Source organism: Streptomyces sp. NPDC046977, from assembly GCF_040644455.1.
Classification (GTDB): Bacteria; Actinomycetota; Actinomycetes; order Streptomycetales; family Streptomycetaceae; genus Actinacidiphila.
Genome location: NZ_JBEYWO010000012.1, coordinates 134,409 through 155,390, shown reverse-complemented (window position 1 = coordinate 155,390; position 20,982 = coordinate 134,409). Strand labels below are relative to the sequence as shown.

The following is a 20,982-nucleotide window of genomic DNA, read 5'->3' as shown; positions in this document are numbered from 1 at the left end:
CGCCTCGCACCATCGGGACATACATGTCTGATCTGCCTGAGTCGTCCGGCACCCCGCACGACGCCTGCCACCACGCCGGCATCGGCCGCCGCGGGTTCCTCGGTCTCGCCGGAGGCACGCTCTCCTCCGCCGCGCTCGCCTCCCTGCTGGGCGCCGCGCCCGCGAACGCCGCACCGGCCGTCCAGCCGGACGCGCCTCTGCGCTTCGCGCTCGTGACCGACACTCACGTGAACACCGACTCGCCGCAGACCACCGTGTGGCTGACGCAGGTGTGGGCGTCCATCGCCGCCCGCACCCCGGACCTCGTCCTGCACTGCGGCGACATCACCGACACCGGCCGCCCCGACGAGTTCGAGCGCTACGCCGAGGTGCTGCCCGCGGCCCTCCACGGCAGGATGCACTACTCCCCCGGCAACCACGACGTGCGGTGGGACCCGTCCGCCAAGGAGCAGTACCACAGCCACTTCGGCCCGTCGCCGTACTCCTTCGACGCCGGCGGCGTGCACTTCATCGGCTTCGACCCCACCCAGGTCCTCCAGGAGCCCGGGCACTTCGGCCCCGGCGGCCTGGAGTGGCTGGAGGCCGACCTGAAGCGCCTGCGCCCCGGCACGCCCGCGGTGCTCTTCCAGCACTTCCCGCTGGGCAACACCTTCTCCTACGTCGACGACCAGCCGGCCGTCCTCGACCTGCTCGCCGACCACGACGTCCGCGGCATCTTCGCCGGCCACATCCACAAGGAGGTCGTGAGCCGGTTCAACGGCCTCACTCAGATCGGCCTCAACGCGGTACGCAACGGCGCCCTGTACTACTGGGTGGAGCGCACCGCGGCCGCCGACGGAACGCCCGTGCTGCGCGTGAGCCGGGTCAACGTGGCCGCCGACGGGACCGAGACCGAGGCGCCCGTCGCGGACATGCCGCTGGTCGGCGACGGCCTCGGCCGCCCGCAGCGCCCCCGCGGCGTCCGCCTGGGCAGCGTCGTCGGCGGTCTGCTGCCGGTCTCCGTCCGGCTGGACGGGGACGCCGCCCCGGCCCAGGTCGCCGTCGACCTCTACCCGCAGACCGTCTTCGGCGGCGCCGCCACCCCCGTGTGGAAGCCCCTCACCCCCGAACCCGGCTCGGACCGGCGCTGGGAGGGCACCGTGGACGTCTCCTCGGTGGTCCCCGGCACCCAGCGGCTGCGCCTCCAGGTCACCGCGGCGGACGGCACCTGGTGGGAGGACACCGCCCTGTTCGAGGTGGAGCGCGGCACCGCCGACCCCAAGGCCCGCTGGGAGTACCAGCTGCCCGGCTCGGTCCAGGGCGGCATCGCGGCGTTCGGCTCCGGTGACGAGCAGACCGCCGTCGTCGCGTCCAGCAGCGGTGACGTGGTGGCCCTGCGTCCGCGTCACCGCTCCTCAGCGACCCGTCTGTGGCACACGCAGGTCGGACCGGTCTACCGCCGGCCCGCGGTCGACGCCGCCTCGCGGACGGTCTTCGTCCCGTCGGCCGACCACCGGCTCTACGCCCTCGACACCGCCGACGGCGGCCAGAAGTGGGCCTTCGACGCGGGGGCGCCCGTGCTCAGCGCTCCGCTGGTCACGGAGGTCGGCGGCCGGGAGCGGCTGTTCGTCTCGGCCGGCCGCACGCTCTTCGCGCTGAACGCGGCGAACGGCGAAACCCTCTGGTCGGTGCCCGGCCGCGGCTTCTCCTCCGGCCGCGCCGCGAGCGACGGCACCCGCGTCTACACGGCGGCCGACGACGGCTGGGCCCGCGCCCACGACGCGGAAACCGGTGCGGCCCTGTGGTCGTTCTCCATGGCCACCGGCACCGAGAACCACATCGCGCTCTACAGCGGCTGGGACAACGTCGTCGCGGTCGCGGACGGCGTCGTGATCGTCGGCTCGGTCTCCAGCTCCTGGGCGCTGGACGCCGCCACCGGCGCACTGCGCTGGAAGCTGGCGGGCAGCGCCATGTACGCGCCGACGCTCGTCCTCGGCGACGGCACCGCGCTGTTCACGACGGAGACCGGGGTCATGTCCCGCGTCGAGCTGGCCACCGGCAAGGTGCGCTGGAAGACGGACCTGGCGGTGCGCGTCTTCAACGCCGGTGTGGTGATCGCCGACGGCGTCGCCTGGGCCCAGTCGGCGGACGGCAAGCTGCTCGGGGTCGGCCTGGAGGACGGCACCCGGCAGGGCCGGCTGCAGCACAGCCTGGTCTACTGCTTCAGCACCCCGGCGACCGTCGGTGACGTCCTGATGGTCGGCAACCAGAACGGCCTGGTCACGGGCATCGAACTGCCGTAGTTCCGGGGGATGTCCGGGCCCGTTCCCTCGCGGGGGCGGACCCGGCATCTCAGGCGCGGCGGCGGGACCCGGTCATCGGTTGTGACGTCACGTCACCAGCGCGCGGCGCTTCGCGCACAGGCCCGACCCGGCGGCCCTGCGGCCGCCGTAGTCGCGCCTGGCAGTTGAACCACGGGTCGTTCCTCACTGTACGCGCCATTCATCACAGCGGAACCATGTCCACGACTCCGCAGCGAAAATCTTTGGCCCAGGCTGCCGCAGGGTGTTACGGGGCTGCGCCACCGCGTGCCGAGTGTCAGCAGCGGGCCTTGCGTTTCGCACCCGCTCTGCCCGGCGTCCGGGAAGGCACCCGGGTCCCGCCCCTCAACCGGCAGTCATGACGCGGCATCGTCCAGCAGGTGCGGACCGTTGTTGCGGACGTTGTTGACGGCGGTGGACACCGGGCGGGTGACCAAGTGCCCTTCGGCGGGCGCGGTGAGCAGGGCGCGGAGTTCGTCGGGGTCCTGGTGCTCGGGGTCGAGCCAGGCGTCGTAGTCGGCGGCGCCGATGGTGAGCGGCATCCGCGGGTGGACACGGCCCGCGGCGTCGGTCGCCTCGGTGGTGATGATGGTGCAGGTCGTCCACCACGCGCCGGGCTCGTCGTCACCGGCGACCTCGCGGTCGCGCCAGAACTCGTACAGCCCGGCGAAGGCCATGCCCTGCCCGTGGCCGCCTTCCGGGCTGATGAAGTACGGCTGCTTGTGGGCCTTGGCGGTGTCGGTCGCCGGGACGGCCTGCCACTCGTAGAAGCCGTCGGCCGGCAGCAGGCAGCGGCGCTTGGCGAAGGCCCGGCGGTAGGCGGGCTTCTCGTGCACCGTCTCCATCCGCGCGTTGATCATCTTGGAGCCGACGCCCAGGCTCTTCGCCCACGACGGCACCAGCCCCCACCGCAGCGGCCGCAACTGCCGCTCCAGCGCCCCGGTCCCCCGGTCCACGCCCTCCAGAACGGCCCACACGTCATCGGTCGGCGCCACGTTCCAGTTCGGCGCCACCAGGGCTTCCGGGTTCCACTCGGTGACCCGGAACTGCTGGACCAGGTCTTCGGGACGTCGTGTCGAGACGTATCGGCCGCACATGCCCCCCACCCTGCCACGGTGCTCGGACAGCGGACCGCGCAGGCACGACGCCTTCCCCTGGGTGGGCGCGCGTGCGGTTGCCTCCGGCAAGCCGGTCCGACGTCGGCACGGCTAGTACCCGGTCGTGTTCAACCACCGCAGCGCCCGGACCAGTTCGGCGCCGACGTCGTCACAGTGCGTGATCAGGTCCCGGCCGGCGGATGTGTCGAGCAGGCCTTCACCGGGCGGCAGGGCGGGCAGAGCCTCGTGGCAGTCGAACTCGACGGCGAGGTTGCGGGAGGCGAGGTAGCCCAGACCATGGCGTCGAACGCGTTCGGGCAGCGTGGCGAGATACCGGCGGTGGGCGTCCTCCGCCGGGTCGGACCAGAAGGAGTCCTCGACGAGCCGGTCGAGATGGCCGGCAAGTCCTCGCGGGCAATCGCGAATGGTCTCGATCTTGTCCGGGTCGTGCGTTTCGAGCACCTCGCCGAAGGTCAGCAGGCCGACGACGGTCTCCAGCTGGACGAGCTCGCGCACCTCCGGGTCCACCTCGGACGTGAAAAGCGGTGCACCGCGCAGCTCGGTCGTCGCCTGGTCGTACCGGCGGGCCGACTCCTCGACGGGTGCTGACGCCGCGGCCAGGAACATCGATTCCAGGACGGAGACGTCGATGCCCCACTCCGCGTCGAACGTGAAGCCCAGCAGTGGAGCGCGCAGCCGCCACAGGGCCAGCGCGGCGGCTTGGCGTTGCTGGACGGGGGTGAGGTCGGCCGATGTCACCTCGTCCGGCCGGTCCTTGCGGTCCATCGGCTCCCTCACCTCTGCCTTGGTGCCGGGCAGCCCGCTGTCGCGGCGAAGGGCCCCATGATCGCACGGGCGGGCCACGCGACCGACGGCCTGGCGCATTGAGAAGATCCCGGCATGAAGTTCGACGACCCGGCCGACGTGAGCCGCGTGTGCACGGATCGGCTCGGTGAGGGGGCCGGACGGCAGTTCGCCGCCATGGCCCGCCGCGGTTTCCGGCTGATCCGGCCCACGGACACCGCCGGGCCCACCGGCCGGTGCCGGCTCGGCGGGCCCGCGCTGCTCGACCCCGGGACCCCCTGGCCCGAGCACGACGGCATGCCGCTGTCCCTGCACGCCGTGCTGGACACGGATGCCCTCGCCCCGTGGCTGGGGGACGAACTGCCCGTACGGCCGGGCCTGCTGAACTTCTTCCACCTCGATCCGGACGTGCCGTACGAGGTCCTCCGCTCGCTGGACGTCTCCGGACCGGGCGCTGCCCGCGTGCTCCCCGCCGACCCGGCACGGGCTGTCGGGACGGTCGCGCCCGAACCCGCGAGACGCTACCCCGCCGTACCCGTGCACGCCGGGGAGGTGACCATGCTCCCCGACTGCTGGGACGTCGAGGACGAGGACATCGAGTTCGACAGGGACCAGCACTGGGGTGCGGCATCGGTCGTCCTCAGCGAGATGGGCGATCTCGACGGGAACACCGCCGGCGCCCACTGCGCTTTCGGATGGCCGGACACCTCGTACACCATGAAGGTGACCTCGCGGGACGTCGACGGCCCCGCGGTCCACCTGCTCCAGCTCGCGGAGGATGCGGACCTCGGATGGGGCTGGGGCGACGCGGGCACCTTGTACTACACGATCCCGGTGGGGGCGTTGAGGGCCGGGGACTTCGGCAAGGCCGGGGCGCGGGTCCAGAGCTGCTGACGGCCTCAGGCCGGGGCGCGCGGCCGGGGGTCGAACGCGACCCGGCACACCGCACCGAGTGAGGCGTCGAACCGCACGACGCCTCACTCATGCCCGCGTCATTTCTGGAACTTGTAGCCGACCCCCCGGACGGTGAGCAGATGGCGCGGGCTCGCCGGGTCCGACTCGATCTTGATGCGCAAGCGCCGCATGTGCACATCGACGGTCTTGCCGTCACCGAAGTGGTCCGTGCCCCACACCTGGTCCAGGATCTGCTGCTTGGTGAGAACCCGGCCGGCGTTCCGCAGCAGGATGCGCAGGAGGCCGAACTCCTTCAACGGGAGGTACACCTCCTCTCCGTTCACCGTGATGAGGTGCTGCTCGACGTCCATCCGGACGGGCCCCACCTCAAGAATGTCCAGAGGAACGTGGTCCAGTTTGCCCCGGCCACGCAGCACGGCGCGGATCCGGGCGATGAGTTCGCGACTGGAGAACGGCTTGGTCACATAGTCGTCCGCGCCCATTTCCAGTGCCACGACCTTGTCGATCTCGCTGTCCTTGGCGGTGACCATGATCACGGGCACGTTGGACGTCTGGCGGACTCTGCGGCAGACCTCGAGTCCGGGGACCTCCGGGAGGATCCAGTCCAGAAGGATCATGTCGGCGCCCTCTGTGCCGAACTGGCTCAGCGCGTCCGGACCGGTGTCCGCGACGGCGACTTCGAATCCCTCCGTACGCAGCAGGAGGGACAGGGCGGTACTGATCGCCTCGTCGTCCTCCACGACAAGAATCCGGGTCACAAGAACCTCCGGGGCCGGCACGGGTTTGTAGGTGCACGGGAGACCGATCGTCGCGCCGCCGGCAGCGCCGCGCCGTCCGACACCGCTCCCCCGGCACCCCGGGGGCCCGCGATTCGACGGCGGCGCCACTCACCAGGGCCGCCCCCGACGGGAAGCACTCCTCCTGTCACCGCCACACCACCGGCGCGACCCACGTCCCGGTCTCCCGCCTCGCCCACCGCGGTTGCCCCATCGTCACCCTCGCGCCATCGGCCCTGGCCGCACGACGCGAACCGGCCCCCACGTACCCCGTCACAACGCTCCCCAGTCCATCAAGATGCAGCAATGATTCATTCATCATTAAGGATAGATTCACTCGATGGAGGTTGCCGCACCCTCATTGGCACCTCCCGACGTACGGAGACAGCCCAAGGCATGCGAACTCCCGCAAAACGGAAGCGGAAGCGCGAGCATTGACAGGTATGCGTCAGTAAGGTTTCCTTTCAATCCGGTGGCCACCCCTGTCCCACCCGTTCGGACGTTCTCCAACGATCGGAAGAGGTGCCCCCATGACGCGTACTCGCTTTCGCCTGGGCCTCGCGGCCCTCGGCGTCGCCGCGGCCACGCTGACCGCGACGGTCGGCGTCGGCGCGACCGCATCGAACGCCGCCGGCGCCACGCAAGCCGTAGCGGCCGCGGGACCGACCGCGGCCCAGCTGCTCGCCAAGGCGCAGAACTGCACACCCGCCTCGAACGGCAAATATGCGACGGACGACGGCGGAGCCGCGACCGTGCAGATCTGCAAGAACGGTTCCGCGTACACCTGGACGTCGGACATGGACATCGACTGCGACGGCGTCGGCACGACGCACTGCAACGCCGCGACCGACCCCTGGTACCAGCCGCAGACGTCCTTCGAGACCTCCACCGGCCAGCCCTTCACCTCGGAGACCACGCACTACTACGTCGTGCCCCTGCCGAGCAGCCGCTTCAACTACCAGTCCGCGGGCATCTCGCCGGGCAGCGTGGCCGCCGTGGTCTACAACGGCAGGGTCGTCTACGCCACGTTCGCCGACGAGGGCCCGGACAACATCATCGGCGAGGGCTCCTACGCGCTGGCCACCGCGCTCGGCATCGACCCCAACCCCGCCACGGGCGGCACCGAGGGCCCGGTGACGTTCATCGTCTTCCCCGGCAAGGTCGCGAGCCCGATCGAGAGCAACACCGCCATCGACAACGTGGGGTCCTCCGCGGCCACCACCTGGGTCGGCGGCACCACCCCGCCGCCCGGCGGCACGGGGCCGATCCGCTCCGGGTACGCCGGCAAGTGCGTGGACATCGCCGGCGCGGCCTCCGCCAACGGCACCGCGGTCCAGCTCTACGACTGCAACGGCACCGACGCCCAGAAGTGGACCGTCGGCAGTGACGGCACCGTGCGGGCGCTCGGCAAGTGCATGGACGTCGTCGCCGCCGGCACCGCCAACGGCGCGAAGGTGGACCTGTACGACTGCAACGGCACCGGGGCGCAGGTCTGGCAGAAGTCCGGCAGCACGCTGGTCAACCCGCAGTCCGGCAAGTGCCTGGACGCCACCGGGCCGAGCTCGGCCAACGGCACCCGCCTGCAGATCTGGAGCTGCGCCGGCTCGACCAACCAGCAGTGGACACTGCCCTCCTGACGCATCGGCAGATCACTCGGACCGCCCGGCGGGCGGCACAGCGGGGCCTCCCGTGCGGCTCGGGGTCGTCGGGACCGGCGAGCACCGGGAGGCCCCGCGTCCGCACGGAACCGTGGTCCGCGTCACACCGCCGTCGCCGTCCCGCCCGGAAAGCCCGGAAAGGCGGCCCCGGCGGGTAAACTTCCGGCGAGCAGCGCCGTCGCCCGGGCGTCGGCGCCCGGCGCCGGCACGCACGACGCACCTGGGACCCCCGCGCCGAAGGGACGGGGCCGTCGCTGCCGGTCACCATCTTGTCTTCGGCTCGTTCTGGCGACTCCCCGGCCGCACCGCCCCACCGGGAATGCCTCGATGCGCTGCCCCGTCGAGGAAGGTCCCCCATGAACCGTTCGCCCCGCAACGACCACCGCTCCGGCCAGGCGGGGCGTTCCCGTCAGCAGGTTCCCGGGCGCCCGGCCGGTACGGGCCGCCCCGCGGCGGCCCCGCGAGGCGAGTTCGCGGCACCCGAGACGGTCACTCCCGGTCTGCCCCCGGTCGCGGGGTTCGCGGAGCTGGGACTCCCGTCGCCCCTGCTCACGACCCTGACCGCGCTCGGCGTGGAGCAGCCGTTCCCCATCCAGGCGGCCACGCTGCCGAACGCGCTGGCCGGCCGCGACGTCCTGGGCCGGGGCCGCACCGGCTCCGGCAAGACCCTGGCCTTCGGCCTGGCGCTGCTGGCCCGCACCGCGGGACAGCGTGCCGAGCCCAAGCGGCCCCGTGCCCTGGTCCTGGTGCCGACGCGGGAGCTGGCCCAGCAGGTCACCGAGGCACTCACCCCGTACGCCGAGGCGCTGGGCCTGCGGCTCGCCACCGTGGTCGGCGGTCTGTCGATCGGCCGGCAGGTCGGCGCGATCCGGGCCGGGGCGGAGGTCGTCGTCGCCACGCCCGGCCGCCTGAGCGACCTCGTCGGACGCCGTGACGCGCATCTGGACCACGTGCGGATCACGGTCCTGGACGAGGCCGACCAGATGGCCGACCTGGGCTTCCTGCCGCAGGTGACCGAGCTGCTGGACCTGGTGCGCCCCGACGGCCAGCGGATGCTGTTCTCCGCGACCCTCGACCGGAACATCGATGACCTGGTCCGCCGCTACCTCACCGATCCGGTGGTCCACTCGGTCGACCCCGCGGCCGCGGCCGTCGTCGCCATGGAGCACCACGTGCTGTACGTGCACGCCGCCGACAAGTTCGCCGCCGCCACGGAGATCGCCGCCCGGGACGGCCGGGTGATCATGTTCCTGGACACCAAGCACGCCGTCGACCAGTTCACCCGGCACCTGGAGGGTTCGGGCGTGCCCGCGGAGGGCCTGCACAGCGGGAAGTCCCAGCCGCAGCGCACGCGGGCGCTCGCCCGCTTCAGGACCGGCGAGGTGACGACCCTGGTGGCGACCGACGTCGCCGCCCGCGGCATCCACATCGACGATCTGGATCTCGTGGTGAACGTCGATCCCCCCGCCGAGGCCAAGGACTACCTCCACCGCGGTGGCCGGACCGCCCGCGCCGGGCGCTCGGGCACGGTGGTGACTCTCGTCACCTCCCACCAGCGCAGCGCCGTGACCAGGCTCATGTCCGACGCCGGTATCCGCCCCACGATCACCCAGGTGCGTTCCGGCGAGGCCGCGCTGAGCCGGATCACCGGGGCCCAGGCCCCCTCCGGAGTCCCCGTCGCCGGTGCGGCGCCCGTGAAGGCGCCGGCGCGCGGCGGTGCTCCCTTCCGCGGCCTGGGCACGCGGCCCGGGAAGGAGTCGCGCAAGGCGGCCGAGGCCCGGCAGATGGCCGCGGCCCGCGAGGCCGCACGGATCCGCCGGGGCAACTGACGCAAGGCACCGGGGTCGCGGCGCCCTTGCGCCGCCGGTGCCGCGTCAGATCACGCGCTGGCTCCGGGAGTTGCCCGGCCTCCCGGCGTAATCCTCCAGGCAGACACCCCGTCGGCGACTCCCGGGCCGGGGCGCGGTCTTGGCCGGGGGTACCGCGGCGCGGTACGGTTTTCCGGATACGACGACGGCATGACGGAATCCGGTGGAATCCCGGGACGGTCGCGCCACTGTGAACCAGACCGGCCTCAGGGCCGGAACGCCTGGTGAGTCAGACCCGCAGCCGACGTCCTGTGCACCACCGAGATGGGACGCGAACTCCCGAGGAGGACCTGCCATGGCGCAGCCTGTCGCCCAGCCGCCAGTCACCACCCACGTCATACCGGCCAAGCTGCCGCTGAAGGACATCGCCCCGTGGGCGGTCTTCATCGGCGTCCTCATGCTGATCCTGCTGTACTTCGTCGGTGCCGAGCAGGGCGCCACCTCCGTCGTCAACGGCGCGGACGTCCACGAGTGGGTGCACGACGCCCGCCACCTGCTCGGCTTCCCCTGCCACTGACGAGGACCTCGCGCAGCCATGAACTCCGCAACCGTGAGGAACCTCCTCGTCCGCGGCATGCTCGCCGGCCTGGTCGCCGGCGCGCTGGCCCTCCTTGTCGCCTACTTCCTCGGTGAACCCAGCGTCGACAACGCCATCGGCTTCGAGGAGGCGCACGCCTCCGGGCACGAGCACGAGGTCGAACTCGTCAGCCGCCACCTGCAGTCCACCGCGGGGCTGGCCACCGGCATCCTGCTCTACGGCGTCGCCTTCGGCGGAATCGCCGCGCTGGCCTACTGCTTCGCGCTCGGACGCGTCGGCCGCTTCTCCGCCCGTGCGACAGCCCTGCTGCTGTCGGGCTGCGCGCTGCTGGCGGTCTACGTCGTCCCGTTCCTCAAGTACCCGGCCAACCCGCCGTCGGTGGGCGATCCGGACACCATCGGCAAGCGCACCACGCTGTACTTCCTGATGATGGTGCTCAGCGTACTGCTGGCGATCGCCGCCGTGATCGTCGGCAAGCGCCTGGCACCCCGCGTGGGCACCTGGTACGCCACGGTCGTCGCGGTCGGGGCGTTCGTCGTCGCCATCGGGCTGGCCTACGCGTTCCTGCCGGTCATCAACGAGGTGCCCGCGGACTTCCCGGCCACGCTGCTGTGGCGGTTCCGCCTGTCGGCCCTGGCCATCCAGCTGACGCTGTGGGGCGGCTTCGGCCTCCTCTTCGGGGAGCTGGCGCAACGCCTGCTGTCCCCCCGGCCCGCGCCGTCCGCGTCCGGCCGGGCGGTACCGGCGGCCAACTGAGGCATCACCCGTCGAGAGGGCCCGCGGAACCGTCCGCGGGCCCTCTCGCGTTCAGGACGCGGGGAGTTCGGAACGGACGGTACGGGCCGCCGCGACCAGGTTCTCCAGGGAGGCGCGGGTCTCCGCCCAGCCGCGGGTCTTCAGCCCGCAGTCGGGGTTGACCCACAACCGCTCGGCGGGGATGGCCTCCAGACCCTTCCTCAGCAGGGCGGCCGCCTCGTCCACGCCCGGCACGCGCGGCGAGTGGATGTCGTAGACGCCGGGCCCGGCCTCGCGCGGGTACCCGTGCGCGGCGAGTTCGCGGGCGACCTGCATGTGGGAGCGGGCGGCCTCCAGGCTGATGACGTCGGCGTCGAGGTCGTCGATCGCCGCCACGATGTCACCGAACTCGGCGTAGCACATGTGGGTGTGGATCTGCGTGTCCGGACGCACGCCACTGGTGGTCAGCCGGAACGCCTCGGTGGCCCAGGCCAGGTAGCCGGCGCGGTCGGCGGAGCGCAGCGGCAGCGTCTCGCGCAGGGCGGGCTCGTCGACCTGGATGACCGGCGTTCCCGCGCGCTCCAGGTCGCCGACCTCGTCGCGCAGGGCCAGGGCGACCTGGCGCGCGGTATCGGCGAGGGGCTGGTCGTCGCGGACGAAGGACCAGGCGAGCATGGTGACCGGACCGGTGAGCATGCCCTTCACCGGCCGGTCGGTGAGCGAGCGGGCGTAGGCCGTCCACCGCACGGTCATGGGCTCGGGGCGGGAGATGTCCCCGGCGAGGACCGGCGGACGGACGTAGCGCGTGCCGTAGGACTGCACCCAGCCGTGCTGGGTGGCGAGGTAGCCGGTGAGCCGCTCGGCGAAGTACTGGACCATGTCGTTGCGTTCGGCCTCGCCGTGCACGAGGACGTCCAGCCCGGTCTTCTCCTGGAAGGAGATCACCTCGCCGATCTCGGCCTTGATGCGCTCCTCGTACTGCGCCTCGCCGATCCGGCCGGCCCGCAGATCGGCCCGTGCCGTGCGGAGTTCCGCGGTCTGCGGGAACGAGCCGATGGTGGTGGTCGGCAGCAGGGGCAGGCCGAGGTGGGCGCGCTGGGCCGCCGCCCGCTCGCCGTACGGCTGCGAGCGGCGGGCGTCGGCGCTCGTGACCGCCGCGGCCCGTGCCCGTACGGCCGGGTCGTGGGTGATGGGCGACGAGGCGCGGGACGCCAGGGCGGCGCGGTTGGCGGCGAGTTCCCCGGCGATGGTGCCGGTTCCCCGGCTCAGTCCCTTGGCGAGGGTGACGACCTCGGCCGTCTTCTGCCGGGCGAAGGCCAGCCAGCGCAGGATCTGGGGGTCGATGTCGCGCTCGGCGGCGGTGTCGAGCGGCACGTGCAGCAGGGAGCACGAGGCGGCCACGTCGACCCGGTCGGCCAGTCCCAGCAGCGTGCCGAGGGTGGCGAGGGACTTCTCCAGGTCGTTGACCCAGATGTTGCGTCCGTCCACGACGCCGGCCACCAGGCGCTTGCCGGGCAGGCCGCCCACCGCGGCGAGCGCGTCCAGGTTGGCGGCGGCCGCCCCGGTGAAGTCGAGCGCGAGCCCGTCCACCGGTGCCTTGGCGAGCACCGGCAGGGCCTCGCCGAGCCGGTCGAAATAGGAGGCCACCAGGAGCCTCGGCCGGTCCTCGAGAGCGCCGAGGCGCCCGTACGCCCGCTCCGCGGCGCCGAGTTCGGCGGCGGTGCGGTCCTGCACGAGCGCCGGCTCGTCGAGCTGCGCCCAGCCGGCCCCCGCGGCACGCAGATCGGCCAGGACCTCCGCGTACACCGGCAGCAGCCGGTCGAGGAGGGAGAGCGGCTCGAAGTCCGCGGGGGCGCCGGGGGCGGGCTTGGCGAGCAGGAGGTAGGTCACGGGGCCGACGAGGACCGGCCGGGGCGCGAGGCCGAGGGCGAGGGCCTCCTTGACCGCCTCGACCTGCCGGGACGAGTCGGCCGCGAACACGGTGTCCGGACCGAGCTCGGGGACGAGGTAGTGGTAGTTGGTGTCGAACCACTTCGTCATCTCGAGCGGTGCCGTGTCCTGGGTGCCGCGCGCCATCGCGAAGTAGCCGTCGAGCGCGTCGGCGGCCACGGCCTCCCGGTGCCGCGCGGGGACGGCGCCCACCATCACGGTGGTGTCGAGGACGTGGTCGTAGTACGAGAAGTCGCCGGTCGGCACGTCGTGCACGCCGGCCTCGGCGAGCCGCCGCCAGTTCGCGCGGCGCAGTTCGGCGGCGGTGGCCCGGAGGGCGTCGGCGGTGACCCGGCCCTTCCAGTACCCCTCGACGGCCTTCTTCAGCTCCCGGTTGCCGCCCTGGCGGGGGTAGCCGTACACGGTGGGCCGTGCTGCCGCGGCTGCGGACTTGGTGGTCACGGAGATCTCCTTCGCGAGATGAATCCCTGAGATCCCGGATACGGGGCGAGAGCGCGAAGGCGATGCAGACCGGCGGCCGGGACACGCGCGTCGGGGCGCGGTCGTCCGCCAGGTATGTACGCCGACCCGCCCTCGAGGTCACCGGGATGTCCGCGCGCGTTCGGTCGCGCACGGGCAGCGGGCAGGTCTTCGGACTCGCGGGCACGCCTGCCGGGGGCAGACACCTACTGGCCGTCGCTTCCCAGACCCGGCCGGGCCCAGTGCGTATGACGGCGCTCGTTCCCACTCACCGCTGCGGGGCAGTCCCGGATTCCCACCGGGTTCCCTCTTGCGACGCGTCCCGCCTGGCGGACGGGGGCGAACCAGCTGCGTCCGCCAGCCTACGGCTCCCGGGGCCGCCATGGGCGACGGTGCCCGTATTCCGGGACGGCGGGTCGCGACGGCGGGTCAGCGGTGGGACAGCCTCCGCCCTCGGCGCAACACCCGTTCCGCCAGGACGACGTTGACGATCGCGGCGCACGTCAGCAGCACCACGTTCAGCGTCGCACTGCCGAGGCTCAGCCAAGCGGCTTCCTCACCGCCCGGCCCGGCCACGGGGGACCAGATCCCGCCGACCGCGGAGAGCGCCGCATAGCCCCCGTACATCGCCGGCAGCGCCACGGCCCCCGCGGGCAGGGTCAGCGCGACCGCGAGCAGGTAGTAGACGGCCTGCTCGTGAACGGCCCCTGCCACGGCGAGGCCCCCGATCAGCACGACGTACGCCGCCGCGGCGGCTCTCCCCACCCTGCGCTTCATGTCCGCCCCCACCGTGCGCGCTTCGGCCCCCGACCATCGTAGGGCGGGTACCGAACAGGGATCTCGGTCGACGGATGAACAACGGGTCGCCCGGGAGCCGCTGTTGCCGAGGGGCGGGAAGCCCGGCCGATCTGGCCGGCACATTGGAGTCGCCCCTAAGGCCGCATCCCGAACAGGAAGCGGGTCGTGCGCGTGCGGCGGACCAGGAGCTCGTAGGCGGTGAGGGTGAGGACGAGGGCGATCGCCACGAGCACGGCGTACTCGACGGGGATCGGCGCGGACCAGCCGGTCACGACGTAGGCGACGGCGACCACGATCGGCTGGTGCAGGACGTACAGCGGCAGCACGGCCGCGGCGAGGTAGCCGTAGAGGCGCCGGCGCGTCGTCGGGGCCGGGTGCGGCGCCGCAGGCGGTTGCTCGCGCCGCCGGCGGTCGAGGAGGCCCGGGATGGCGACCACCAGGCACCATCCGGCCGCACCGAACAGCGCCCGGGAGACGGTGGCCAGCATGGTCATCTCGGTGAACGGCTCGTCGGCCAGGGCGAAGCCGGGGCCGGCGGCCGCGAACAGCAGGGCGCCGAGCCAGGCCGCCGTCCCGGCATCGCACCGCATCGCGGTGCGGAAGCGGTCGTCGCCGGCGAGCGCGAAGCCGGCGACGAAGAACAGCAGGTACGACCAGCGGTGCCAGCCCGCGTACTCCTCCTCCAGCCGCGCGAAGGCACAGATCGCCGCGAACACCAGGGCCGGCAGGAGCACCAGGCCCCGCCGGTGCAGGGTCGCCTCCGCCACCCGGTCGCCGATGCGACGGACGCCCGCACGCGGCAACCACCGGTAACACGGCACCAGCATGAGGGAGAACGCCAGGAGGAGCACGACGAACCACAGGTGGCCGGTCTCGAAGTGCTCGCCCTGGACGAGGAAGGGGAACTCCGCGGGCTCCAGGTGCACGTCGAAGAAGCGGGGCAGGAAGCCGAGGTACGACTCGTGGTAGCCGGGGTCGGCCGCGCGCAGCCGCAGCCACTGCGGCAGCGGGTTCAGCGCGAGGGTCGCGAAGACCAGCGGAACGCCGAGCCGCAGCAGCCGCTCCCTGGCGAAGCCGCCCGCACCGCGGCGCCGGAGCGAGTGCCAGGCGCCGAGGCCGGAGATGAGGAACAGCAGCGGCATGGCCCAGACGACCCCGAACCCGGCGATGATCAGGACGGCTCCGGTGGTCTCGGCGTTCTTGACGTAGAAGTCGTCGTCGGCGGCGAAGACGAGCGCCGAGTGGAAGAAGACCAGCCCGATCACGACCAGCATCCGGATCGCGTCCAGCTCCGGCCGCCGCTGCGGTAGCGGTGCCTGCACAGGTTCCGCGCGCGTCGCCATGTCGGTGCCCCCCTGTCGCCGGTACGTGACCAGTGTTGGAAAGGCGGCCGTCGGGCGCCACCCCCGCGACGCAGGACGTACGGCAGTGCGGGGGACATCACGCTCCGCTACGGCCGGACGCGGTGGCCACGGGAGCCGCTGGTCGCGGGAGGGCGGCCGGCGAGCGACCGTGGAAGGGGACGACGCGGCAAAGGACGGTTCCATGCCTGGTGTCTTCGGCAAGAGAAGCGGCGACCAACCGTGGCTGCCGCGATGGGCGCGCAAGCTGAAGATCACCGGCTACGCGCTGGTCCTGATGAGCGTGGCCGCCGACTTCGCGGTGGGGACGAATGTCACCTTCTCCCCGGTGCTCGCCGCTCTCCCGGTGCTGGCGAGTGCGGGTGCCCGCCGGGCGACGGTCCCGGCGGCGGCGGGAGCGGTCGCGTGCGGCCTTTTCGCCGCCCTGGCGATCTACGACGTCGGCGTGCCCGCCGTCGTCCTGGCGACCGCGGCGGCCACGATCGTGGCGACCACCTTCTTCAGTTGCGCAGGCGTCGTGGTGGTGGCCAGCCAGGAACGGGAGTTGGCCAAGGTGCACACGGTCGCCGAGGCGGCACAGCGTGCGCTGCTGAGGCTGGTGCCGCGACGACTGGGGCCGCTGGTGATGGCGGTGCGCTATGTGGCGGCAGAGGCAGAAGCACACATCGGAGGTGATCTGTACGAGGCGATACCCACCAGCTACGGAGTGCGCCTGATCATCGGGGACGTACGCGGAAAGGGCCTGGCCGCCGTGGAGACCGCCGCCGACGTGCTCGGGGTGTTCCGCGAGGCCGCGCGGGCGGAACCGGAACTGGCGGAGGTCGCCAAGCGGCTGGACGCGGCGCTGGTCCGCCGCCCGGCGAGGGAGGAGTTCGTCACGGCGGTACTGGTCAGCGTCCCGGACGCCCCTGGACCGGCGGCCGTGGTCAACTGCGGGCACCCGCCGCCGCTGCTCCGGCACGCGGGCAGCTGCCGCGAGGTGATCCCGTCGGTCGCCGCGCCGCCGCTGGGGCTGCAGGGGCTGGTGGGCAGGGACTACCGCGCCTGCCCCGTCCCGTTCGTCAGCGGCGACCTGCTGCTGCTCTACACCGACGGCGTGGCGGAGGCACGGGACGCCGCGAACCGCTTCTATCCGCTGACCGCGCGGCTGAGCGCCCTGCCCGCCACCGACCCGGAAGACCTGCTGGACGACCTGCTCTCGGACGTCCGCGCCTACGTCGGCTCCGAACTCACGGACGACGCGGCTCTGCTGGCCGTCCGCCGGGTGTGAACCGTAAGAAGGGCGTCAAAGGTGTCGCTGCCGGCGGGCCCCCCGCGCAGTACGGAACGTAATGTCGGACGCATGAGGCGATCGCCTCCCTTTGTCATGGTTCCTGGAGCGTGGCACGGCGGCTGGTCCTGGCAGCCCGTGGCCCGGCTCCTGAGGGCCGCGGGGAACGAGGCGGTGACGCTGACCCTTCCCGGTCTCGCCGACGGCGACGACACCGTGACCCCTCGCCCGGAGGACGCCGTACGCCACATCGTCCGCCACGTGGAGCGTCTCGGAGCGGAGCGCGTCGTCCTGGTCGCGCACAGCTGGGGCGGCTACCCGGTGACGAACGCGGCGTTCGCGCTGGGGAGGCGGGTCGCCGCGGTGATCTACTGCAACGCCCTCCTGCCGGCGCCGGGCAGGAGCACGTTCGACGAACTCCTGCCGGAGATGCAGCCCGGGGTGCGCAAGCTGCTGGACTCGCCCGCCCATGCGTGGCCGATCGACGTCGACTTCGTCCGGACGTACCTTCTCCAGGGCCGGTCCGAGGACCTGCAACGCCTCGTCGCGGCTCTCGTCACTCCCATGCCGGGCCACTACGAGACCGAGCCCTTCGGCGCCCCCGATCCGACATCGCTCGGCATCCCCCTGCTCTACCTCCTCAGCAGGGACGACCGGGCGCTGCCACGGCCGGGTGCGGAGTTCGCCGCACGGCTCGGCATGCGCCCGGTCATGATCCCCGGCCCCCACGACGCCCTGATCACGCACCCCGAAGAAGTGGCCCGGGCCATAGGGGACTTCGTCGCACGTCGCGTGTGACCGCCGTCACCCGCCCCCGAGCGGGGCGGCAGGGCGGCGTCAGAATCCGTTCACCGGGCAACAGAATCGCGTACCGGAGGGCGTGCCGGACCAGGGGGCGGGAACCGGCGGTGACATGATGGCTACGCGGTGCCCCGACAAGCTGGTCACCGCCCATGGCGACCGCCCCGGGCAGGGAGCCGGGGAGAACGGAACGACCCGGGGAGGGAAGGCTCGTGGTGCGGGAAAGTCGTGGGATGCGGCAGGCGGCGGTCCTCGACGTGGGCTGCCACAGCGCCCTGTTGACGGTGGTGCGGCGATCGAAGGACGGCGTGCTGGAGCCGGTGCTCTCCCACAAGGTGCGGCTGGGGCTGCACCACAGCCTGGGCCCGGAGGGCCAGTTGCGTCGGTCCGGGGTCAGGACGGTGCAGGAGGCGGTGGCCGAAGTGGTCGCCGCGCACCCGAGGCTCCGGCTGCCGGAGGTCTTCGCGTTCGCGACCTCCGTCATCCGGGACGCGCCCAACTGCGACGACGTCATCGAGCGGGTGGCGGACACCACCGGCGTCCAGCTGCGGGTGCTGCCCGGCGAGGAGGAGGCGCGGCTGGCCTATGCGGCAGCGCGCCGCTGGGCGGGTCCCGTCGACGGACCGCTGCTCGTCCTGGACATCGGCGGCGGCACCGTGGAGATCGCCTCCGGCACCGACGCCCGGCCCCGGACGGTGCACTCGCTGCCGCTGGGCGCCCGTACCGTCACACGCAAGCACCTGTCCGGCGGCACCGCCGCGTCCGCGAAGCAACTGGCCGAGGTGCGGCGGGAACTGCGCCGGTACCTGGGGACGGTGGCCGGGCTGCCCCGCGCCGAGCCGGACGGAGCGGTCCTGGCGTGCTCCAAGACCTTCACCCAGCTCGCCCGGCTCGCGGCGGGCCGTGACAAGCGCGGCCGCACGCCGGAGCGGCTGACCCTGCCGGCCCTGCGGGAGGCGATCCCGCTGCTGGCGGCCACGACGCCGGGGAGCCGGGACAAGCTGCCGGGGATCTCCGCGCACCGCGCCGGGCAGTCCCTGGCCGGGGCGCTCGTGGCGGAGGCCCTGATGGAGGCCTGCGAGGCCCGCAGCGTGACCATCTGCCCGTGGTCCACCCGCGAAGGGCTCCTGCTCGAACGCCTCGGCGCCCCGTCCGAGAACTGACACACGGTCACGCCCTCCGGACGGGGCGTACCGGGACTTGCCGTTGTCCGCGCCAAATCCCGTGCACTGCGGAGCCTTTCAGGCCCCATCGGTCGGAAGCGCGTACAGCCCGGGGAGGTTGACCACGATCGCCTCCTGGGTGCTGCGGGCGATGACGACCACGGCCTCCTCGGCGGGATCGGGGTTCTCCTCCCGGTGCGGCACGAACGGCGGGACGAAGATGTAGTCGCCCGGTGCGGTGCGCAGCCGTACCTCACCGGGTTGCTCGCCGGAACCGTCGAGGAAGACGAACTCGGGGTGCCCGCTCACCACGTAGATGGCGGTCTCGGACTCGCCGTGGTGGTGGTCGGAGGACGATGTCGCGGGGGCCACATGGGTCTGGCCCATCCACAGTTTCTCGGATCCCACGGTCTTCCCGCTGACGGCGGCGAACCGCCGCATCCCGCCGGTCTGCGCCGTCCCGTCGTCCAGGGAGTCCGCGCGGATGTGGTGCAACCGGGAGCGCAGGGGCGTCGCCCCGTGCCCGGGGGTGTCGGGGAGATGGGGGTGGAAGCCCTCACCGGGGTTCGTCAACGGCTCGCTCATGCCGGGACGGTAGAGCTGCCCCGAAAAGGATGTCAAGAAGTGTCCATTGCCCTTCACCTGCGGCAATACTGCCGCAATGTGGCGGGCGAACCGCACGGGCCCTGGTCGGCCGCCTCAGGTCCGGCATGATGTGCCCATGCATATCTCCGCGAAGGCGGACTACGCCACGCGTGCTCTCCTGGAGCTCGCCTGTGAGCCCGCCCGTCCCCTGACGTGCGAGGCGATCGCCTCCTCGCAGCAGATCCCCTTCCGCTTCCTGAAGTCCGTGGTGGGCGAGTTGCGCAAGGCCGGGCTGGTGCTCAGTCAGCGCGGTTGCGAGGGGGGTTACTGGCTCGGCCGGCCCGCCGGGGAGATCACCCTCCTGGACGTCTCACTCGCCGTGGACGGCGAGTTGATCACCCTGCGGGGCGAGTCGCCGGCCGGGCTCGACTACCCCGGTGCCGCCTCGGGACTGCCCGGCGTGTGGCGCCAGGTCGAGGCGAGTGCGGCGGCGATCCTCGGCGGGGTGACCCTGCTGTCGCTGCTGCCGGCGGACGCCGCGGGACAGCCGGCCCGGAAGGGAGCCGCGTGACGGCCGGACTTCCCCCGCCCGCGGTGGAGGTGGTCGAGTACACCGATCCGCTGTGTCCGTGGGCCTGGGGATCGGAGCCCGTCTTCCGCAGGCTGAGGGCGGCGCTGGCCGGGCGGGTCCACTGGCGCCGCGTGTACTGCCTGCTGTTCGACCTCGACGACGATCCGGCCCCCGACCCCGCCGCGGAGACGGCCTGGTACAGGGCCTACGTCGAGGGGATCAGCGCCCACACCCGGGCACCGCGGGCGCCGCGGCTGGACCGCGTGGCGGCGAGTTCCTGGCCGTCCTCGCTGGCGGCCAAGGCCGCGGAGTTCCAGGGCGGCGAGGTGGCGGAGCGGGTGCTGCGCCGTCTACGGGAGACCGTGTTCGTCCTGGGAGAACCGGCGGACACGCCCGCGCTGGCGCTGGCCGCCGTGCGGGGCGTGCCCGGTCTCGACCTGGAACGGCTGTCGGCCGACGCGGCGTCCGCCGAGATACGGGAGCGGGTGCGCGCCGACCGGGCGGAGGCGCGGCGCCCGGTGCGGGACGTGCTGTCGGTGTCCGGCCGCTCGCCGCATCCCGGCGGCGCGAAGGAGACCGGCGACGGCGGGTACCGGTACGCGCTGCCGACGCTGCTCGTCCGCACCCCGGCGGGGCACCGAGTGGTGCCGGGCTGGCGGACCTACGAGGAGTACACCGCGGCGGTGGAGGAGCTGCGCCCGGGGCTGACGGCCGCCGCGCCCCCGCTCCCGCCGGCGCAGGCCCTGCGTCACTACCGCAGCCTCACCGGCCCGGAGCGCGAGCTGCTGGCGGAAGGCCCGTGGCCCCCGCCGGAGGCGGTCCGGGTGAACACCGGGAACGGCCCTTTGTGGCTGCACTTCGAGGAGGCCGCCGTGCACCCGGCGACCCGCGGCGGCGCACACTTGCTGAGCCGAACGGCCTCTGACGGGCGATCAGGACCGCGTCCCGACCAATGAGACACCAATTGGTGTCTATTGACAGCCGTTCGCGGCGGTCGCCAGGATGTGCAACATGCTCACGACGCACCCCGGTGTGGTGTGCCGCTACGTGGACCTGCGGCGCACCTCCAGCGCTCTCTGTCGCTGACCGGCCGCAGCCCCGGCCCACAGGCGCCTGACCCCTTCCGTCGGCGCCGGCCGTCCCGCCGCTCAGCCGCCGCGGGCGCCCGTCGCCCGCGCCGCCCCCGCGCTTCGCCGCCTTCCCTCGCCCTTCACCCGGTGAGCCCCCGCGTACCTGCCGACGCCCTGCCCTGAGCGCGGCGTGCCCCGATGTGTGCGTCCGTGCGCACAGGCACGTCCGGAGGGGCACGAGCCGGCTCCGGCGCGAGTGCGAA

At 72.8% G+C, this 20,982-nt stretch carries 18 protein-coding genes and 2 riboswitches; of the genes, 11 read left to right on the top strand and 7 right to left on the bottom strand.

Features of this window, described 5'->3' with window-relative positions:
* The first annotated feature begins 23 nt into the window (after nt 1-23).
* Nucleotides 24-2,282 (top strand): PQQ-binding-like beta-propeller repeat protein, encoded by a 2,259-nt coding sequence (locus ABZ883_RS20075; RefSeq protein ID WP_360907699.1) that lies wholly within the window; start codon nt 24-26, stop codon nt 2,280-2,282.
* A gap of 374 nt (nt 2,283-2,656) precedes the next feature.
* Here ABZ883_RS20075 and ABZ883_RS20070 read toward each other — a convergent pair whose 3' ends face one another.
* Together ABZ883_RS20070 and ABZ883_RS20065 are read right to left on the bottom strand one after the other, a co-directional pair.
* Nucleotides 2,657-3,397 carry an SOS response-associated peptidase gene (locus ABZ883_RS20070; RefSeq protein ID WP_360907697.1) on the bottom strand — a complete coding sequence of 247 codons (741 nt, stop codon included), beginning with the start codon at nt 3,395-3,397 and terminating at the stop codon, nt 2,657-2,659.
* Nucleotides 3,398-3,508: 111 nt separating this feature from the next.
* Nucleotides 3,509-4,183: a hypothetical protein gene (locus tag ABZ883_RS20065; protein ID WP_360907696.1), complete on the bottom strand. Its 675-nt coding sequence runs from the start codon at nt 4,181-4,183 to the stop codon at nt 3,509-3,511.
* A gap of 114 nt (nt 4,184-4,297) precedes the next feature.
* On the opposite strand from ABZ883_RS20065, the gene ABZ883_RS20060 reads away from it, so the two are divergent.
* Nucleotides 4,298-5,095 carry a DUF1963 domain-containing protein gene (locus ABZ883_RS20060; RefSeq protein WP_360907694.1) on the top strand — a complete coding sequence of 266 codons (798 nt, stop codon included), beginning with the start codon at nt 4,298-4,300 and terminating at the stop codon, nt 5,093-5,095.
* A 98-nt stretch (nt 5,096-5,193) separates the two neighbouring features.
* On the opposite strand, the gene ABZ883_RS20055 is transcribed toward ABZ883_RS20060, so the two are convergent.
* Nucleotides 5,194-5,874, bottom strand: a complete 681-nt coding sequence (locus ABZ883_RS20055) for a response regulator transcription factor (protein WP_360907692.1) — start codon at nt 5,872-5,874, stop codon at nt 5,194-5,196.
* Between the two features lie 548 nt (nt 5,875-6,422).
* Here ABZ883_RS20055 and ABZ883_RS20050 point away from each other — a divergent pair.
* The 4 genes from ABZ883_RS20050 (at nt 6,423) to ABZ883_RS20035 (ending at nt 10,712) form a co-directional block, all read left to right on the top strand.
* Entirely contained in the window at nt 6,423-7,529 is a 1,107-nt protein-coding gene (locus ABZ883_RS20050; RefSeq protein WP_360907690.1) for a ricin-type beta-trefoil lectin domain protein, read from the top strand.
* Nucleotides 7,530-7,906: 377 nt separating this feature from the next.
* Nucleotides 7,907-9,379 (top strand): DEAD/DEAH box helicase, encoded by a 1,473-nt coding sequence (locus ABZ883_RS20045; protein ID WP_360907687.1) that lies wholly within the window; start codon nt 7,907-7,909, stop codon nt 9,377-9,379.
* Between the two features lie 151 nt (nt 9,380-9,530).
* Nucleotides 9,531-9,676, top strand: a riboswitch (cobalamin riboswitch).
* Nucleotides 9,677-9,713: 37 nt separating this feature from the next.
* Nucleotides 9,714-9,935 carry a CbtB-domain containing protein gene (locus ABZ883_RS20040; RefSeq protein WP_360907685.1) on the top strand — a complete coding sequence of 74 codons (222 nt, stop codon included), beginning with the start codon at nt 9,714-9,716 and terminating at the stop codon, nt 9,933-9,935.
* Nucleotides 9,936-9,953: 18 nt separating this feature from the next.
* Entirely contained in the window at nt 9,954-10,712 is a 759-nt protein-coding gene (locus ABZ883_RS20035) for a CbtA family protein (protein ID WP_360907683.1), read from the top strand.
* A gap of 51 nt (nt 10,713-10,763) precedes the next feature.
* On the opposite strand, the gene metE is transcribed toward ABZ883_RS20035, so the two are convergent.
* The 3 genes from metE to ABZ883_RS20020 all read right to left on the bottom strand — a co-directional run bounded on the left by metE (nt 10,764) and on the right by ABZ883_RS20020 (nt 15,241).
* Entirely contained in the window at nt 10,764-13,082 is a 2,319-nt protein-coding gene (metE, locus tag ABZ883_RS20030) for a 5-methyltetrahydropteroyltriglutamate--homocysteine S-methyltransferase (protein WP_360907681.1), read from the bottom strand.
* Nucleotides 13,083-13,265: 183 nt separating this feature from the next.
* A riboswitch (cobalamin riboswitch) is annotated at nt 13,266-13,412 on the bottom strand.
* A gap of 117 nt (nt 13,413-13,529) precedes the next feature.
* Nucleotides 13,530-13,877: a hypothetical protein gene (locus ABZ883_RS20025; protein ID WP_360907679.1), complete on the bottom strand. Its 348-nt coding sequence runs from the start codon at nt 13,875-13,877 to the stop codon at nt 13,530-13,532.
* A gap of 155 nt (nt 13,878-14,032) precedes the next feature.
* A complete protein-coding gene (locus tag ABZ883_RS20020) occupies nt 14,033-15,241 on the bottom strand; it encodes an acyltransferase (protein ID WP_360907678.1) in 1,209 nt (402 codons plus the stop codon).
* A 202-nt stretch (nt 15,242-15,443) separates the two neighbouring features.
* On the opposite strand from ABZ883_RS20020, the gene ABZ883_RS20015 reads away from it, so the two are divergent.
* The 3 genes from ABZ883_RS20015 (at nt 15,444) to ABZ883_RS20005 (ending at nt 18,493) form a co-directional block, all read left to right on the top strand.
* Nucleotides 15,444-16,529, top strand: a complete 1,086-nt coding sequence (locus ABZ883_RS20015) for a PP2C family protein-serine/threonine phosphatase (protein WP_360907676.1) — start codon at nt 15,444-15,446, stop codon at nt 16,527-16,529.
* A 72-nt stretch (nt 16,530-16,601) separates the two neighbouring features.
* Complete coding sequence (locus tag ABZ883_RS20010) at nt 16,602-17,327, top strand: alpha/beta fold hydrolase (RefSeq protein WP_360907674.1); 726 nt, start codon at nt 16,602-16,604, stop codon at nt 17,325-17,327.
* 236 nt (nt 17,328-17,563) lie between these two features.
* Nucleotides 17,564-18,493 (top strand): hypothetical protein, encoded by a 930-nt coding sequence (locus tag ABZ883_RS20005; protein WP_360907672.1) that lies wholly within the window; start codon nt 17,564-17,566, stop codon nt 18,491-18,493.
* Nucleotides 18,494-18,571: 78 nt separating this feature from the next.
* Here ABZ883_RS20005 and ABZ883_RS20000 read toward each other — a convergent pair whose 3' ends face one another.
* Entirely contained in the window at nt 18,572-19,078 is a 507-nt protein-coding gene (locus ABZ883_RS20000; RefSeq protein WP_360907670.1) for a cupin domain-containing protein, read from the bottom strand.
* Nucleotides 19,079-19,214: 136 nt separating this feature from the next.
* Between ABZ883_RS20000 and ABZ883_RS19995 the strand changes: the two genes are divergently transcribed.
* Together ABZ883_RS19995 and ABZ883_RS19990 are read left to right on the top strand one after the other, a co-directional pair.
* Nucleotides 19,215-19,649 (top strand): Rrf2 family transcriptional regulator, encoded by a 435-nt coding sequence (locus ABZ883_RS19995; RefSeq protein ID WP_360907668.1) that lies wholly within the window; start codon nt 19,215-19,217, stop codon nt 19,647-19,649.
* On the top strand, nt 19,646-20,605 hold the full coding sequence (locus ABZ883_RS19990; RefSeq protein ID WP_360907666.1) for a DsbA family protein: 960 nt from the start codon (nt 19,646-19,648) through the stop codon (nt 20,603-20,605). The genes ABZ883_RS19995 and ABZ883_RS19990 overlap by 4 nt, the downstream gene beginning before the upstream one ends.
* The last annotated feature ends 377 nt before the right edge of the window (nt 20,606-20,982 follow it).